Below are 16807 nucleotides of genomic sequence, written 5' to 3'. Positions count from 1 at the left end.
GTGTTCCATGGTTTTCGTCCCGCGATCTTGAAGCTGGGTATGGTGCGAACGATCCGAAACCCCTGCTGGACAAAATCGCGCCTTTGTGACAAGAGCCGCGCCAACAGGAGACACCCATGACAACCACCCGTTTCGCCCCGTCGCCCACCGGTTACATCCATGTGGGCAACCTGCGCACCGCCCTGATGAACTATCTGATCGCCCGCAAGGCAGGCGGTACGTTCATCCTGCGTATCGACGACACAGACCCCGAGCGGTCGAAAGAAGAATATGTCGACGCGATCAAGCAGGATCTGGAATGGCTGGGCCTGCACTGGGACAAGGTCGAGCGTCAGTCGGACCGTCTGGACCGCTACGCCGGAGCCGCCGACAAGCTGCGCGAGATGGGCCGGTTTTATGAGGCGTTCGAGACGCCGACCGAGCTGGATCTGAAGCGCAAGAAGCAACTGAACATGGGCAAGCCGCCGGTCTATGACCGCGCTGCGCTGAATCTGTCGGATGCTGAAAAAGAGGCGCTGCGGGCCGAGCGTGGCAATGGCGTCTGGCGGTTCAAGCTGGATCATGAGCGGATCGAATGGACCGATGGCATTCTGGGTGACATTTCCATCGATGCGGCGTCCGTTTCGGACCCGGTGCTGATCCGTGGCGATGGTCAGGTTCTTTATACGATTGCGTCGGTGGTGGATGATACCGAGATGGGTGTGACGGACGTGGTACGGGGTTCGGACCATGTGACCAACACCGCGACGCAAATTCAGATCATCGAGGCGCTGGGCGGCACTTGCCCCCGCTTCGCGCATCATTCGCTGCTGACCGGCCCGCAGGGTGAGGCGCTGTCGAAACGTCTGGGCACGCTGGCGTTGCGCGATCTGCGCGATCAGGGCGTGCAGCCGATGGCGCTGCTGAGCCTGATGGCACGGCTGGGGTCGTCTGATCCGGTCGAACTGCGCTCGGACATGGCCGAGTTGATCGATGGGTTTGATGTGAACCGCTTTGGGGCTGCGCCGACCAAGTTTGACGTGCAGGACCTGTTCCCGCTGACTGCGAAACACTTGCAATCGCTGCCGCTGGCGGAAGTTGCTGATGCTGTGACCGATGCAGGCGTTCCTGCCGAACTGGCCGAGCCGTTCTGGGCCATGGCGCGTGAAAATATCACCACGCTGTCCGATCTGAAAGGCTGGTGGGAACTGTGCCGGGATGGCGCCGAGCCTCTGATCGCGGATGAAGACCGGGCGTTCATCTTGGACGCCATGGCGCTGCTGCCCGAAGGCCCGTTTGATGGTGAAACCTGGGGTGTATGGACCAAAGCGGTAAAAGAGGCGACGGGCCGCAAAGGCAAGGGCCTGTTCATGCCGCTGCGCAAGGCGCTGACGGGGATGGAGCGCGGGCCGGAAATGGCGGCGCTGCTGCCCTTGCTGCAGGTGATCCGCGCGCGGGGCTGAATGCCCCTGAAAATTTAGAACTTGAAAGAGGCAGGCAGTTCGTCTGCCTCTTTTTGTTGTTGTGGTTGGATGATCTTCACCGACGCGCGCTGCAGGCGGTCATCCACAAAGGCGATCTCGTCCGGTTTGAGTTGTTGGTGGCGCGGATACCTCGGTTCGGCCCGGTCATTCAACACAGGTGCGTCCCAGCCATCGGTTGTGGCAAAGAACCGGTCCACCCCGTCTGGTCCGAAAATACGCAGGTACCCTTGCACGACAACGTCAATGTAGCTGAGCAGTAAAGGATGGTGATTGGTCGGTGCATTATGCCGGGCTTGCGGGACGGCATAGACCGCGATTTCAACGTCATGGGTCAGCGGATGTGTGACCGATTGCGTCACGGGTATCCGGTCATAGGCCCATTCTCTTTCATCTAGCGCGACCCAGTCGTTCTTGGGAACATGCGCGATCATGCCTTCGATCTCGGACTCGGGGTCCGGGACCGCCGTCAGAAAGGCGACCGGGCGCAGTTCGGTGTGTTTCCAGGCCCGCCGCCAGCCCTTCAGTTTTGCCGGTCGTGGGTCGGGAAAATCATGGGTGGCCAGGTTCACAAGGCTGCCATAGCCAAAGAAATAGGGGTCTGCCATCTGCGAACGCGCCTTTCGATCGATTGATGTATGTCAAACCGCTTTTTTCCCGGACATGCAATAAGGCTGCATCATTATGTGAGGGAGGCCCATATGCGGATTACCAAACGAACGAATATTGCTGTGCGCCTGCTGATGTATTGCGCGGCACACCCGGAGCGGCTGGTGACGAAATCCGAGATCGCCGAAGTGTGCAACATCTCGGAAAACCATCTGGCGCAGGTGATCAATCAACTGGGTCAGTTGGACTATCTGAGCACGCAGCGCGGCCGGAATGGTGGCATGTCTCTGGCACGCCCGGCGGATCAGATCCGCATTGGTGCCGTATTCCGGCATGTGGAAGGATCGCTGCCGATTGCCGAGTGTTTTGCGGATGCCGACAATACCTGTCCGCTGACCGACGCCTGCCGCTTGCGGGTGGCCTTGCAGGACGCCGCCGAGGTGTTTTACGCATCGCTCGACGACATCACGCTGGATGCGCTGGTCTGCGATAATGATCCGCTGCTGAAAATCCTGCAGCCGGTCGCCTGTATGCGTTAAGCTCAGTCGCTGGCGCGCAGAATGCGGGCGGGTCGGACGGATAAGGGGCGCAGCGCAAAGATCAGCCCCGCGACAAGGGTGACGATGACCCCTGTGATCACGATGCCCAGTGCCGAGGGCCAGATCACCGCGAACCCGGTGTCGAAGATATAGGTCGCCACAGCCCAGCCGCCCAAGATACCGACCAGCAGGGCGACGAAGCCTGCCGCGGCACCCAGCAACATCGCACGCAGGGTGAAGCTGAGCAGAATGCGGCGACGGTCGGCCCCGATTGTTTTCAGGATTGCAGCCTCGTACCGTCGGGCCGGTTCACCGGCAGCGGCTGCGCCGATCAGCACCAGAAACCCAGTCAGCAGCGACACCCCGGCCCCGTAGGATGTCGCCGAGGCCAGCCCTACCAGCAGGCCCGAGACACGGTCTATGGCATCGCGCACCCGGATGGCGGTGATATTGGGAAACTGACCTGCCAGATCGCGCAGGATCGCGGCCTCGGCCTGCTCCTCGGCATAGACGGTGGCGATGAAACTATGTGGCGCACCGGCCAGCGCCGACGGGTTCATCGACATGATGAAGCCGATGCCGGCGGTCGAAAAATCAACCTCGCGAAAGGATGTAATCGTCGCGGTGATGTCGCGGCCCAGAATGTTCACGGTCAGCGTATCGCCAAGTTTCAGGCCCATTTCCTCGGCCTCTTCGGCGGCAAAGCTGATCTGGGGGTCACCTGCATAGCCCTCAGCCCACCATTCGCCCGCCGTGATGCGCGCATTCTCGGGCGGGAGGGCAGAGTAGGTGATGCCCCGGTCTCCCTCCAGTACCCAGTGGCTGCCTGCAACCTCGCGGGCGGGCTGGCCGTTGATCCGGGTGATGATCCCACGCAGCATCGGGGCGCTTTCAAGGCGACTGACAGCGGGGTCGGTTTCCAGACGCTCGGTAAAACCGGGCATTTGATCCTTCTGGATGTCGACAAAGAAATACGAGGGCGCAACGTCCGGCAGATTGCCCGAGATGGCATTGCGCAATGTACCATCGATCTGGCCCACGGCGGCAAGCACAGAAAGGCCCAGACCAAGGGACAGAACCACAGACTCCGCGCCTTCGCGTGGGTCCGAGATGGCGGCCAGCGCCCATCGCAGTGGCGGGCGGCCGCGCGACCACGGAACGCCCTTGCGGGCCAGCCAGCGAATTGCGAAAGCGGCCAGTGACAAAAGGAACAGCGCCCCGACCAACCCGCCACTGGTCCAAAGCGTCAGCCGCGCCGAGCCGCTGAACCACGCCGCCGCTGCGATCAGAATGGCCAGACCCAGCCCGGTTGCCAGAACGTAAATCAACCGGGGTATCTGCCGGGCCGAGGTCAGGGCGTCGCGGAACAGGGTGGCGGCGCGCACCTTCTCGGTTCGGGCCAGCGGCCAGAGGGTGAACAGAAACGCTGTCAGCAAGCCATACAGGGCAGCCTCGGCCAGGGGTTGGGGATAGATCGAAAACACCGCCGGGACGGGCAATTGGCTTTCGATGATGGGGGCCAGCAGGACAGGGGCCAATCCACCCAGGGCCAATCCAATGACGATGCCGATCCCGGACAACAGCCCGATCTGGATCATATAGGTCTGAAACACGGTCGCCCGATCCGCCCCCAATGTGCGTAGTGTGGCGATGGTTTCCGTTTTCTGCGACAGGTACGCCCGTACGGCGGCGGACACGCCGATACCGCCCACGGCCAAGCCAGACAGGCCCACCAGAACCAGAAAGGCGCTGAGCCGCCCGACGAATTCGGCAATGCCGGGCGCTCCGTTTCGGGCATCCGTCCAGCGCATTCCGGTGCCTTCAAAGGTCTGGGCGGCCTCGGTTGCGGTTACCTCAAGATTGGCTGTTTCCGGAAGGTCCAACCGGTATTTGGTCGAAAACAAAGTGCCGGGTTCCAACAAGCCAGACGCGCTAAGATCTGCGGTGCGAACCAGCGTTCTGGGGCCAAGGCCAAACCCGTCTGCGGCCCCGTCAGGCTCGGCGGTCAGGGCGGCCCTCAGAACGAAATCCTGCGTTCCCAGCGCAAATACATCGCCCACCGAAAGGCCAAGCCGGTCCATCAGGACCTGTTCCATCACCGCGCCCGGTAGATCGTTGTGCCCCTCCAACGCATCAGACAGCTGCATGTCAGGGTTCAGCCCGACCTCACCAAGCAAGGGATAGGCGGCATCAACGGCCTTCACCTGCGTCAACGCGCGCTCGGTGCCCGTTTCAAGCGGGGCAACCGCCAGTGATCGGAAATCCACAACCTCCGAGACCGCCTCGGCGGTGTTTTCCATCCATGCACGCTCTTCTGCGGTGGCAAAACGGTAAGTGAATTCCAACTCGGCGTCGCCGCCCAGCAGTGCCGCGCCTTCCTGTGTCAGCCCGGTCTGGATGGCGTATCGGACCGATCCCACAGCGGCGATAGCCGCGACCCCAAGGGCCAGACAGGCCAGAAAGATACGAAATCCGCGCAGGCCTCCGCGCAGTTCCCGCCGCGCCAGCCGCCCGGCCAGTCGTAGGCTCATTCTGCAGCCTCTTTCCGTGCATCCTCGGCAATGCGCCCGTCGCGCAGGCGGACAACGCGGTCGCACCGGTCGGCCAGTGTATGGCTATGGGTCACGAGGATCAGCGTCGCGCCGTGTCTGTCGCGCAAGCCAAACAGCAAATCGACAATGGCGGCCCCGTTTGCCTCATCCAGATTTCCCGTGGGTTCATCCGCCAGCAGGATCTGCGGGCGCGGGGCCGAGGCCCGGGCCAGTGCCACGCGTTGCTGCTCACCGCCCGACAACTGCGCCGGATAGTGGTCGCGCCGATGCGACAGGCCAACCGAATCCAACTCGGCCTCGGCCCGGGCAAAGGCATCCTTGTGACCGGCCAGTTCCAGTGGCGTGGCTACGTTTTCCAGCGCAGTCATGGTCGGGATCAGGTGGAAGTTCTGAAACACCACACCCATCGTATCGCGCCGGAACCGCGCCAGATGATCCTCGTCCATCCCGGTCAGGTCCTGCCCCAAGGCCGTGACGGAGCCTCCGGTCGCCTGTTCCAGCCCACCCATCAGCATCAGAAGGGATGACTTGCCCGACCCGGATGGCCCAACCAGCCCCAAGGTCTCACCCTGCTTTACCGACAGCGTGATGCCATGCAGAATATCCACACGCCCGGCATTGCCATCCAGCGACAAAGCGGCATTTTGGAGCGAAAGAACAGGCTGAGTCATAGGTCTTTCCAAATGGAGGCAACACTTGTGGGATATGGAGCGGATACGACTTTGCGCAAGACTTTGATCGCAGGCCTTTTTGCAAGCTGCGGTTTTGCGGCCACAGCCGAACCTGTGATTATCGCCGCATTGGGGGACTCGCTGACGCAAGGCTATGGGCTGGTTGAAGAGGACGGGTTTGTTTCGCAACTGGAACGGTGGCTGCAGGCGCAAGGCGCGGATGTCCGGTTGATCAATGCGGGTGTTTCGGGCGATACCACGGCCGGTGGTGCTGCGCGAGTGGACTGGACCCTGACGCCCGAGGTGGATGGGATGATCGTCGCGCTGGGCGGCAATGATCTGCTGCGCGGGATCGACCCGGATGTGTCTCGATCAAACCTCGAGAAGATCCTGACCACCGCGCAAGCGGGGGAGGTTGAGGTGTTACTGGTGGGCATGCAAGCCCCCGGCAATTATGGCCCGGACTACAAGCAGAGCTTCGACAGCATCTATCCCGATTTGGCGCAGCAGTATCAGACGCTTTACGCAGACAGCTTCTTTGAAGGGCTGACGGCGGTTGACGATCTGAATGCTGTTGGCGCGTTCATGCAGCCCGATGGCATTCATCCCAACGCCAAGGGCGTCGCCCTTATTGTCGAGGCTTTGGGGCCAAAAGTGCTGCAACTGGCCAACGAGGTCGCAGAACAAGGGTAGCTCATGCCGGGACGGTTCTTTCTGACGCGACCTATCGCCGAAATCGCCGATTTGCTTGGTGTTTCGGCGGATGTCCCCGAACAACCGCCCCGCAGCAACATCCAGCCTGGTCAAGAGATGCTGGTGCTGACGCAATCCGGGCTGGTACCCATGCGCTGGGGCATGATCCCCGTCGGTCGGGTCAATGCCCGAGGGCGCCCGGTGATGGAGACCATCATCAACGCCCGCTCCGAGACCGTCTTCGACAAGACCGCGTTTGAGGGCGTTGGCCGCGCAGTTATCCCGGTGGATGGGTGGTACGAATGGACCGGAGAGAAACGCCGCAAGACAGCGTGGCGTATCTTGTCGGCTGACGGTGCGCCACTGTTCTTCGCGGCGATTACCGATACATGGCAGGCCCCGGGCGGGTTGCAGGTCGATCAGTTTGCAGCCGTCACCTGCGAGCCGAATGGCGACGTGAAACCCATCCACCACCGGATGGGTGTGCTGCTGGATCGCGCAGGCATCGATTCATGGCTGACCGGCTTGGAAGATCAGGCCAAACAGTTAACGCGCCCGTGGCCAGACGGGCTGTTGCATATCGAAGAAGCAACAGATGTTGACTGGGCCGCGCCCTGACCAGCCGGTCAGACCACGGTTACAACCGTTCCAATCGGAACCCGGTTATACAGATCGACCACATGTTCGTTCAGCATACGGATGCAGCCGTTCGAGGCCGCCCGCCCGATGGTCTGCGGCTGCGTCGTCCCATGAATGCGGAAATAGGTATCGACCCCGTTCTGGAAAAGATAGAGTGCACGAGCGCCCAGAGGATTGTCCCCTCCGCCCGGTTGCACATAGTCGTTGTCCTTGAACTTGGCGTAAGCCACCGGATCACGTTCGATCATCTCATCGGTGGGCCGCCACGTGGGCCATTCCTTCTTGACGTCGATGGTTGCGGTGCCCGTGAACTCCAGTCCCGCCTTGCCCACACCGCAGCCGTAACGGATCGCCTTGCGCGGTTCGGTCACGTAATAGAGGTAGAAGGATCGGGGCACGACCAGCAACTGACCGGGGACGAATTGCTTCTTGATCCGCACAAATTGCGGTGTCGGATCATACTCGACCGCCTTCTTGGCGCTGGCGATACCCGGCAGCAGGCTGGCAGCCGTTCCGGCAAGAAACACACGGCGTGTGAACATGGGTGAGCCTCTTCAAATGACCAATGCAATCATGACTATACTGTCAGGATGATAGCAAATCTGGTCATTTCTAGGGCAAATATAACGAAAACGTGATGTGTTTCGCTCGCGCGCTGCGCCGCACGAAAAAAGGGTGAGGATTGCGCCTCACCCTGTGACCGGCTTAGGCCAGCTCGATATTGTCTGCGCTTTCGCGCCCGTCACGACCCGAGCGCAGCTCGTATGTGACTTTCTGGTTGTCGGCCAGACCTGTCAGGCCCGAACGCTCGACAGCCGAGATGTGAACGAAGATGTCTTTGCCGCCATCTTCGGGTGCGATAAAGCCGTAGCCTTTGGTGGTGTTGAACCATTTTACGGTGCCTGCGGGCATATCCGTTGTCTCCTGATTGGTGCTGCCCACGTGGATGCGGCAGCCTGGCGTCGTAGTCTGGATCGAATGACTGAGCGCCGTGGAAGGAGACAGTAGGTCGAAATAGAAAAACGTAAGCCCTTTGCATATGGCATTGGGGTGGGCATGTGGCAAGGGTGGATTCCGTTGATCTGCAACATATTGATGACATACAAGGCGCTACCGGACTTTACTTTTCTTATCTAATCTCTTGCTGAGAAATTGGCTGTAGCCACTTTGATCCTATGTCATCACCAAACGGAATAATTTTATTGTTAAAGTCCTTTGCGAGCCACCAAAATTTTTGAAAAATGTGTGGAAGGTCCTGATTGCTATCAAGTCCAAGGATTATGTTATTTCTCACGTTTGATAGGCGTCGGAATGGAGGTTCTTCTCTAAAGTCTCCTTGAATTTCGTCTTGAACTATACTGCGGGCAAATTCTTGGTACTTCCAAAAAGGGTTTATTGTGCACGGTCCATCTGCTGATCTAAAGATTAGCTTTTCACGTTGAATTTTACTCTCGGCAAGAAACTTTGACGCCTCTTTGCCGAGAATTATCCGTGGGTAGTTTGCGATACGCGCTTCCAAATGGTAGGCGCGATTAATTGCAGGGCCGAAAATCTTGTTGCCTTGGTGATAAGCCGGTCCTATCGCGATACCGCCACGAACTAAGAAACCCCTCGATAGCATTTCCTCTGAAATCGATTGGGCAGCTGCCAGCACAAAATGAAAGTTTTTTTCTGAGCGTTCGTTTGTTGCTCTCGTCAACGGAGCGCTAATAAAACAAGCATCAGAGAAGATGCAGTATTGGACATCTTCAGCATCGAATTCAGAAGCACTGTCAGCGAAATCAGAAATGTAGTCTAGCGTGGATTTTATTGTTGAAAACAGGTCTTCAGCTTCAAGAGTAAGCTGGTTGACTTGGCTTTCGAAGCCAAGAATGTCTAGGAAAGCAATGGCTCGATTCCCAATGCTCAATGTGCCACCGTTGTCATATCGTACAATACTTCGCCATCGTACTCCAAACGGTAGATACAATAAGTATCTTCCCCAACCGGTTGCTCGAAACGCCTAACAACCATTTCTCCAACCGACGAGTCTGGCGTAGTCTCTTCAACTATACTAAACACAAAGAAGCGCTTTCTGTATCGACCCATTACCTGAGTTCGGTCTTTCGAGCGGTCTCTCACGAGTTTATAAATCCCATCTTGCGTAGAAATTTGAGTGAGCAGTTTGGTTATTCCAAGGTTGCCGCTATCGAGCAGACGGACAAGCGTTGGCATTTTGTTGGAGTTTGCCCCTGTCAGAACACCAACGCTCTTAAACTCTCTGGCAACAAATGCTCTCTCGTGATTGCGAAAACCCTTTGAAAACTTTGTCTGCTTTAACAAACGCTTTGGCATACGGCGAATCCCCCAATGAACAATTCGATTACGTATACAGTGTTTGCGGAAAAAAAACACTAAGTTTGGGTTAACCTACCGCGCAAACTTCTTATGCTTCAACCGCTTGGGCTCTAGCGCATCCGGTCCCAGCCGCCGCTTTTTGTCCTCTTCGTAATCCTCGAAGTTGCCCTCGAACCATTCCACATGCGCGTCCCCCTCGAAGGCCAGAATATGCGTGCAAATCCGGTCGAGGAAGAAGCGGTCGTGCGAGATGACGACGGCGCAGCCGGCGAAATCGACCAGCGCGTCTTCCAGCGCGCGCAGGGTTTCGACGTCGAGATCGTTGGTCGGTTCGTCGAGCAGCAGGACGTTGCCGCCCTCTTTTAGCAGGCGGGCCATGTGGACGCGGTTGCGCTCACCGCCTGACAGCAAGGAGACCTTTTTCTGCTGGTCGCCGCCCTTGAAGTTGAAGGACGAGCAATAGGCACGGGAATTGACCTGCGCGTCGCCCAGTTGGATGATCTCGGCACCGCCGGTGATCGCTTCCCACACGGTGTCGTTGTCCTTCAGGTCGTCGCGGGACTGGTCGACATAAGACAGCTCGACCGTGTCGCCCAGCGTGATGGTGCCGCTGTCGGGCTGTTCCTGACCTGTCAGCATTTTGAACAGCGTCGATTTACCCGCGCCGTTGGGGCCGATGACGCCGACAATGCCGCCCGGGGGCAGGGCGAAGTCCAGCCCTTCGATCAGTTGCTTGTCGCCCATATGTTTCGACAGGCCCTCGACCTCGATCACCTTGCCGCCAAGGCGCTGGCCGTTGGGGATAACGATCTGGGCGCGGGTCAGCTTTTCGCGCTCGGACTGCTCGGCCAGCTCGTTATAGGCGTTGATCCGGGCTTTAGATTTGGCCTGTCGGGCCTTTTGACCCTGACGCATCCATTCCAATTCGCGCTGCAGGGTCTTCTGCTTGGACTTGTCCTCGCGCGCTTCCTGCTCCAGCCGTTTGGCTTTTTGTTCCAGCCATGCAGAGTAGTTGCCCTCGTAAGGGATGCCGCGGCCGCGGTCGAGTTCAAGGATCCAGCCGGTGATATCATCCAGGAAATAACGGTCGTGGGTGACGATCAGGATGGTGCCCTTGTAGTCGATCAGGTGCTGTTGCAGCCAGGCGATGGTCTCGGCGTCCAGGTGGTTGGTCGGTTCGTCGAGCAGAAGCATGTCGGGCGCTTCCAGCAGCAGCTTGCACAGCGCCACGCGGCGTTTCTCACCACCCGAAAGGTTGGCGATATTGGCATCGTCCGGCGGGCAGCGCAGGGCCTCCATCGAGACGTCGATCTGGCTGTCGAGGTCCCACAGGTTTTCGGCGTCGATGGCGTCCTGCAGGGTGGTCATTTCCTCCATCAGCTCGTCCGAGTAGTTCTCGGCGATCTCCATGGCAATTTCGTTGAACCGGTCGACCTTGGCCTTTTTCGCGGCCACGCCCAGCATGACGTTTTCGCGGACGGACAGGGATTCATCCAACTGTGGTTCCTGCGGCAGATAGCCGACCTTGGCGCCCTCGGCGGCCCATGCCTCACCGGTGAAGTCGGTATCCAGGCCAGCCATGATCTTCATCAGCGTCGATTTACCCGCGCCGTTGACGCCGACGACACCGATTTTCACACCAGGCAGAAAGCTCAGGTGGATGTTTTCAAAGCACTTCTTGCCACCGGGATAGGTCTTTGAGACACCCTGCATGTGGTAGACATATTGATAGGCGGCCATGTCGCGTCCTCTGGGTCGGGGAAATTGGGTTGGAACGCTGGATATCTGAGGCGGGCGGGCGGGGCAAGCTGGTGGTTTTGTGAATTTTGTTCGCGGATCGTGGCGGTTACTGTGGTCAAGTCCGAAAGGGAGAGTGATTTGTCACAACTGGCAGAGTTGATTGCGGGGTGGGCGCAGCCGGGGCGCGTTGAATGGATCGGGCTGCGCCCTGACCGGCGGGCCGCAGTGGTCACGGCGAAAGAAGCCGTGATCTCTGAGGCCGGGCTGGAAGGCGACCGCAGTCGCGCAGGCAAGCGGGCCGTGACTCTGATCCAGCAGGAGCATCTGGCGGCGATTGGAGCCTATCTGGGGCAGGGGGCGGTTGCGCCGGAAATCCTACGACGCAATCTGGTGGTGTCGGGGATCAATCTGGCAGCACTCAAGGGCCGCGAGGTGCAGGTGGGAGAAGCCATTCTGCGCTTTACCGTGATCTGTGCGCCGTGCAGCCGGATGGAGGAGGCGCTGGGCAAAGGGGGTTATTCTGCCGTGCGGGGGCATGGTGGTTGGTGTGCGGTAGTCCTCCGGCCCGGGCGCGTCAAGCTGGGCGATGCGGTGCAACCGGTTGATTGACAACGCCCCCCAGTTCTGAACATCAGCGAGGGATGGAGCGATACCATATTCCATATGCGCGGCCCGGGCAGGTGATTGGGTTGTTCGGCGGGTCCTTTGATCCGCCGCACAAGGGCCATGTGCATGTGACGCTTGAGGCGATCAAGGCGTTTGGGCTGGATCGGGTGTGGTGGTTGGTGTCTCCGGGAAATCCGTTGAAGGAGCGCGGACCGGCCCCTCTGGCGCAGCGGGTCAAGGCCGCGCGGGGGGTTATACAGCACCCGGATGTCGAGATCACGGATATCGAGGCGCTGACAGGAACGCGGGCGACGGCGGACACTCTGGCGGCGCTATGCCGGTTATATCCGCAGGTCAAATTTGTCTGGCTGATGGGGGCCGATAATCTGGCGCAGTTTCATCGCTGGAAAGACTGGCGGCAGATCATGGACAGCGTGCCGGTGGGTGTGGTGGCGCGTCCGGGGGATCGGATCAGTGCCCGGATGTCGCCTGCGGCGCGACTCTATGCCCGCTACCGGATCGACGGGCAGGCGCGGCATTTGCTGGGGCGGGCACAGGCTCCGGCCTGGTGTTTCGTGAATGTACCGATGGTCGATGTCAGCTCGACCGAGTTGCGCAATCGCGGCGATTGGCGCAACGGAGTGTTGCCGGAATAGCCACATCACCTGCATATTATCATGCGATGGTTGTCTGATTTTAATCTCTGGGATTTTAATTGCCCCATGGTTGATCGCATTTCACGACGGTTTTTTCTGGGGGGTATCGGGGCGTCCCTGATCCCGGCGACGGGATTGGCGCAGGCCCCTTTGGTCTCGCTTCGGCCGCAGGCGCGCGGGCCGCAGCTGACCGGCGCCGAACGTCTTGTCCGGGCGGCCGGTCTGAAAGGCGACGTCGTGTTCGCGGTGGCCGATGTTGGCACCGGTGCGCAGCTTGAGGCGTTTCAGGGCGAGATGGGATTGCCGCCCGCCAGTGTGGGCAAGGCGCTGACCGCGCTTTACGCGCTGGACGTGCTTGGACCCGATCATCGCTTTGAAACAAGCCTGATCGCGGCTGGGCCAATTGAAAACGGCATATTGCAGGGGGATCTGATCCTGGCCGGCGGAGGTGATCCGTTGCTGGACACCGACAATCTGGCCTCGATGGCGGCCAATCTGCGCGAGGCGGGCATTACCGAGGTGCGCGGCGCGTTCAAGGTTTATGACGGCGCGCTGCCTTTCGTGTTCAGCATCGACCCCGGACAGCCGGATCATCTGGGCTATAGCCCGGCCATCAGCGGTATTTCACTGAATTTCAACCGGGTTCACTTTGAATGGAAACGGGACGGCACCAATTACGACGTCACAATGGACGCCCGCACCGCCAAGTATCGCCCGGATGTTGACGTGGCGTCGATGCGGGTCGAAGGGCGCAGCCTGCCGATTTACACTTATCAACCCAGTGCGCGGCAGGACCGCTGGTCCGTCGCCAAAGGAGCCTTGGGCAACGGCGGTGCCCGTTGGTTGCCGGTGCGCAAACCTGCACTTTATGCGGGGGATGTGTTCAAAACTCTAGCCCGTGCCAACGGGATCGTTCTGGACCGGGTTGAAGTCACGCGCGAGGCGCCGCAAGGCACCACCCTCATTGTCCATCAAAGCGATCGTTTGGACAGTATCCTGCGCGGAATGCTGAAATACTCGACCAATCTGACAGCCGAGATGGTGGGAATGGCAGCGACCAAGGCGCGCGGAGTGATGCCGCAGGACCTTGCGGAATCGGCGGCAGAGATGAACCGCTGGGCGCTTGAGGTCTATGGGGTCGATCAGATTGCAATGGTGGATCATTCCGGGCTGGGCGACGCATCGCGCATGGCACCGGAGGCTTTGGTTGCGGCCTTTGTTCAGGCGCGCAAGGCCGGGGCGCTGCGCCCTTTGTTGAAGCCGTTTTCCCTGACCGACAAGAATGGCACGCCCGTAAAGGATCACCCGATCAAAGTGGATGCCAAAACGGGAACGCTGAACTTCGTTTCAGGTCTGGGCGGCTTTCTGACAACGGCGGATGGATCGGAGCTGGCCTTTGCGATCTTTACTGCAGATGTCGATCACCGCGCGACGATCCCTCGTGCCCTTCGCGAACGCCCCGAGGGCGCGCGCGCCTGGAACCGGCGGTCGCGCAAATTGCAACGGGCGCTGATTGAGCGCTGGGGCGCGCTTTACGGCAGTTGAAACCGTCAGACCACGTGACGGGCGCGTGCGCCACGCTCGATGGCGGCGGCGTGCAGGCGGTCAATGCTCAGCTCATACCGGATTTCTTCCAGCAGGCGCAGCTCGGTCTCGGCCAGTGATCCGTCGGCAGCGGCCACGTCGCAGGCCAGCGCATAGGCGGTTTCGTTCAGACGCTCGGGCAGGTTGTCCCGGATCAGGCCAAACAAGGCGTCCAGACCATCCTCTTGCTCGAACAGGTCGAACACGATTTGCGAGACATGCCGGGTGCGGTCCGCGTCATACCCGGCAAAGACCGGCAGCATGTTCACCGCGCCCTGGATCTTGACCAGCTCAGCCGTGCGGATGTTTTCGTCCGATGCGGAGACCGCGACCATGATCGCCACAAGGCAATCCTGCGGGGACATGGGATGAGGGGTTTGATCGGTCATGAGCTACGTCCTGATTGAAGGCCTTCAGAGGCGCACGATAGGCACCGCTGCGCGCGGGTTCAACAGCTTGTTTGGTCGCAGATCGAGTACCGATAAGAATTGATAAGGACCTGAGCGGGATGGGTCATCCCGGTCTTGCGCGTCATTGTCAGTCGAACGTGGAGACTGATGAGAAGTCCGAGGCGACGCGGATCATACCCGACAACTTGCCCTCACCGATCTTGAGGTCCTCGCATTGCTGTCCAATCAAGGCGGCAGGGACCGAGGTTGCAGCTTGCAAGGCGTCCTCCGGCGGGATGCCGACTTTGTTGACCATCACGCCCAGTGCTGTGGTCAGATCCAGATCAGCGCCCGCCAAAGTGCCATCCAACAAGGTGAGGATCCCGTCACGACGCAGGATCGTGCGCCCGTTCAGTTGGAACTCAGTTTCGCTTGTCCCGGCCACAGCCATGGCGTCGCTGACCAGATACAGCCGACCCGGCCCGCTTTTGGCCGCCCACGCGGCGCGGATTGTCTCCGGGTGAACGTGGACGGCATCGGCAATCAACCCGGACGAGGCCGCACCATTGGCCAGAACCGCGCCAACCAACCCTGGTTCGCGATTGCCCAGCTGGCTCATGGCGTTGAACAGATGCGTCGCACAACGCGCACCAGCCGCGAAGTAGCGCATGCAGGTGTCGAAACCGGCGTCTGTGTGCCCCAGCGAAACCAGCACCCCGGCCTCGATCAACGTGCTGACCTGCTGTTCGGACACAGATTCCGGGGCGATTGTGACTTTGAGACACGGCAATTGGGCGGCGGCAGACAACAAGGCATCAAGATCGTGCTGCTCCATCGGTCGGATCAGGCTGGCGTCATGCGCGCCTTTTCGGGCAACCGACAAATGCGGCCCTTCCAGATGCAAACCCGCAATGCCGGGAATACCCGCGCGAACGGCTTGGATGGCAGCATCTATGGCAGCCTGAGTTTTGTCGGCGGTATCCGTAATCAGTGTCGGTAGCAGCGAGGTGACCCCCAAACGACGATGGGTGCGACCCATTCGGCGCAGCGTGTCTACCGAGGGATCGTCATTGAACAACAGCCCATCGCCGCCATTGACCTGCAGATCGACATAACCGGGGCTCAGAATATCTCCGCCAAGGTCAACGACATGTCCCGCGTCAGAGATGCGCGTATCCGGCCCGAACTCTGCCACGTGCCCATCGACGACCCGTAACGCGTGGTTCTGCCACAGCTTTGACCCGTCAAAAACAAGCCCGTTCCGGAATGTCACCACATCCTGTGTCATACCGTTTCCGTCACCTTGTTCAGGTGCCGCGGCGTGTCAGGATTGATCCCGCGCTGGACCGCTACGGTTTCAACCATCCCGTAGAACGAAACGATGGCCGCAATCGGGTCGGTCAGCCAGTGATCTGTTCGCACATAAGGCAGACGCGTCGCCGTGTTGACCTTGTCGGACAAGGCAAAAACGCGCGCGCCCTTGGCGGCCATTGCGTCCGCCGTCTGCGCGACGCTGTCTTCAGCGTCGTCTGCGGCAGCGAAGGCGATCACGGGAAAATCCTGCTCGACGATCGAGACCGGGCCGTGCAGAACCTCGGCCGAAGAATAGCTTTCGGCGTGGATCAGGCAGGTCTCCTTGAACTTCAGCGCGGCCTCGTTCGAGATCGCCCAGCTTGGCCCCCGGCCCAGCGTAAACAGCGACCGGCCGTCGACGGCCTCTGCCGCAGCGGACCAATCGCATTGGGTCGCCGCCTCCAGCCTTTCCGGAAGGGTCTTGATCGCAGCGATCAGCGCGGCGTCCTTTTTGATTTCGGCTATCAACCAAAGGCCCGCGACCAGCGAGGTGACGAAGGTTTTTGTTGCCGCGACGCTCAGCTCGGGGCCTGCATGGATCGGCAGCGTGGTGTCGGCAATTCCGGCCAGTCGGGAGGCCGAGTCATTGGTGATCGCAACCGTAAATCCGCCAGTCTTTCCCAGCGCTTCGGTCATGCGCGCAATGTCGGGGCTTTGCCCGGATTGCGAGATCGAGATGCACAGGGCACCTTCGGCCTGCAACGCGACATCGTAGATCGAACTGACGGATGGGCCGACCGATGCCATGGGGCGTTTCAGGATCAACTCGCTGGCGTATTTCAGATAAGTGCAGGCGTGATCCGAAGACCCCCGCGCCACGGACAGCAAATAGCGCGGGTCGATCTGCCGCGCTGTATCGGCGGCTTGCGTGATCGCGTCACCGCCCTGGGTCAGAAGCCTGTCGACAGCGCCGGGGATTTCCAGAATCTCGCGGCGCATCTGCGTGGTTTGATGTGGCATTCAGATCGGCCTTTCCGGT

18 protein-coding genes are annotated in these 16807 nt (G+C 60.0%); 7 read left to right on the top strand and 11 right to left on the bottom strand.

Going from position 1 to position 16807, the window contains the following annotated elements:
* Nucleotides 1–116 precede the first annotated feature (116 nt).
* Entirely contained in the window at nt 117–1442 is a 1326-nt protein-coding gene (gene gltX, locus ACR0AC_RS15215) for a glutamate--tRNA ligase (protein ID WP_480874534.1), read from the top strand.
* Between the two features lie 14 nt (nt 1443–1456).
* Here gltX and ACR0AC_RS15210 read toward each other — a convergent pair whose 3' ends face one another.
* On the bottom strand, nt 1457–2068 hold the full coding sequence (locus tag ACR0AC_RS15210; protein WP_480874531.1) for a gamma-glutamylcyclotransferase family protein: 612 nt from the start codon (nt 2066–2068) through the stop codon (nt 1457–1459).
* Between the two features lie 93 nt (nt 2069–2161).
* On the opposite strand from ACR0AC_RS15210, the gene ACR0AC_RS15205 reads away from it, so the two are divergent.
* Entirely contained in the window at nt 2162–2608 is a 447-nt protein-coding gene (locus tag ACR0AC_RS15205; protein WP_170455522.1) for an Rrf2 family transcriptional regulator, read from the top strand.
* A gap of 2 nt (nt 2609–2610) precedes the next feature.
* On the opposite strand, the gene ACR0AC_RS15200 is transcribed toward ACR0AC_RS15205, so the two are convergent.
* The gene (locus ACR0AC_RS15200; protein WP_480874528.1) at nt 2611–5139 is read right to left on the bottom strand and encodes an ABC transporter permease; all 2529 of its coding nucleotides are present in this window, start codon (nt 5137–5139) and stop codon (nt 2611–2613) included.
* Nucleotides 5136–5831 (bottom strand): ATP-binding cassette domain-containing protein, encoded by a 696-nt coding sequence (locus ACR0AC_RS15195; protein WP_170455518.1) that lies wholly within the window; start codon nt 5829–5831, stop codon nt 5136–5138. Before ACR0AC_RS15195 ends, ACR0AC_RS15200 begins: the two co-directional genes overlap by 4 nt.
* Nucleotides 5832–5843: 12 nt before the next feature.
* Here ACR0AC_RS15195 and ACR0AC_RS15190 point away from each other — a divergent pair, with 12 nt between their 5' ends.
* The gene (locus ACR0AC_RS15190) at nt 5844–6524 is read left to right on the top strand and encodes an arylesterase (protein WP_480874524.1); all 681 of its coding nucleotides are present in this window, start codon (nt 5844–5846) and stop codon (nt 6522–6524) included.
* A 3-nt stretch (nt 6525–6527) separates the two neighbouring features.
* Nucleotides 6528–7142, top strand: a complete 615-nt coding sequence (locus ACR0AC_RS15185) for an SOS response-associated peptidase (protein ID WP_480874522.1) — start codon at nt 6528–6530, stop codon at nt 7140–7142.
* Between the two features lie 8 nt (nt 7143–7150).
* Here ACR0AC_RS15185 and ACR0AC_RS15180 read toward each other — a convergent pair whose 3' ends face one another.
* The 5 genes from ACR0AC_RS15180 to ettA form a co-directional block, all read right to left on the bottom strand.
* Nucleotides 7151–7705, bottom strand: a complete 555-nt coding sequence (locus ACR0AC_RS15180) for a L,D-transpeptidase (RefSeq protein WP_170455512.1) — start codon at nt 7703–7705, stop codon at nt 7151–7153.
* A 163-nt stretch (nt 7706–7868) separates the two neighbouring features.
* The gene (locus tag ACR0AC_RS15175) at nt 7869–8075 is read right to left on the bottom strand and encodes a cold-shock protein (protein WP_170378838.1); all 207 of its coding nucleotides are present in this window, start codon (nt 8073–8075) and stop codon (nt 7869–7871) included.
* A gap of 217 nt (nt 8076–8292) precedes the next feature.
* The gene (locus ACR0AC_RS15170) at nt 8293–9072 is read right to left on the bottom strand and encodes a hypothetical protein (protein ID WP_480874520.1); all 780 of its coding nucleotides are present in this window, start codon (nt 9070–9072) and stop codon (nt 8293–8295) included.
* Nucleotides 9069–9497 carry a hypothetical protein gene (locus ACR0AC_RS15165; protein ID WP_480874517.1) on the bottom strand — a complete coding sequence of 143 codons (429 nt, stop codon included), beginning with the start codon at nt 9495–9497 and terminating at the stop codon, nt 9069–9071. Before ACR0AC_RS15165 ends, ACR0AC_RS15170 begins: the two co-directional genes overlap by 4 nt.
* A gap of 75 nt (nt 9498–9572) precedes the next feature.
* Nucleotides 9573–11240 (bottom strand): energy-dependent translational throttle protein EttA, encoded by a 1668-nt coding sequence (ettA, locus tag ACR0AC_RS15160; protein ID WP_170327107.1) that lies wholly within the window; start codon nt 11238–11240, stop codon nt 9573–9575.
* A 138-nt stretch (nt 11241–11378) separates the two neighbouring features.
* Here ettA and ACR0AC_RS15155 point away from each other — a divergent pair, with 138 nt between their 5' ends.
* The 3 genes from ACR0AC_RS15155 (at nt 11379) to dacB (ending at nt 14047) form a co-directional block, all read left to right on the top strand.
* Nucleotides 11379–11849: an MOSC domain-containing protein gene (locus tag ACR0AC_RS15155; RefSeq protein ID WP_480874514.1), complete on the top strand. Its 471-nt coding sequence runs from the start codon at nt 11379–11381 to the stop codon at nt 11847–11849.
* Between the two features lie 32 nt (nt 11850–11881).
* Nucleotides 11882–12502 (top strand): nicotinate-nucleotide adenylyltransferase, encoded by a 621-nt coding sequence (locus tag ACR0AC_RS15150; RefSeq protein WP_480874511.1) that lies wholly within the window; start codon nt 11882–11884, stop codon nt 12500–12502.
* A 66-nt stretch (nt 12503–12568) separates the two neighbouring features.
* A complete protein-coding gene (gene dacB / locus ACR0AC_RS15145; protein ID WP_480781289.1) occupies nt 12569–14047 on the top strand; it encodes a D-alanyl-D-alanine carboxypeptidase/D-alanyl-D-alanine endopeptidase in 1479 nt (492 codons plus the stop codon).
* Nucleotides 14048–14052: 5 nt separating this feature from the next.
* Here the strand turns inward: dacB and ACR0AC_RS15140 are convergent, their stop codons facing one another.
* The 3 genes from ACR0AC_RS15140 to ACR0AC_RS15130 form a co-directional block, all read right to left on the bottom strand.
* Nucleotides 14053–14475: a tellurite resistance TerB family protein gene (locus tag ACR0AC_RS15140; protein ID WP_170455499.1), complete on the bottom strand. Its 423-nt coding sequence runs from the start codon at nt 14473–14475 to the stop codon at nt 14053–14055.
* Nucleotides 14476–14623: 148 nt separating this feature from the next.
* Nucleotides 14624–15763 (bottom strand): N-acetylglucosamine-6-phosphate deacetylase, encoded by a 1140-nt coding sequence (gene nagA, locus ACR0AC_RS15135; RefSeq protein ID WP_480874507.1) that lies wholly within the window; start codon nt 15761–15763, stop codon nt 14624–14626.
* The gene (locus ACR0AC_RS15130) at nt 15760–16788 is read right to left on the bottom strand and encodes an SIS domain-containing protein (protein WP_170455496.1); all 1029 of its coding nucleotides are present in this window, start codon (nt 16786–16788) and stop codon (nt 15760–15762) included. Before ACR0AC_RS15130 ends, nagA begins: the two co-directional genes overlap by 4 nt.
* Nucleotides 16789–16807: the final 19 nt, after the last annotated feature.

Source organism: Ruegeria sp. H7, assembly GCF_056532945.1.
This window is presented reverse-complemented; position numbering and strand designations above follow the sequence as displayed.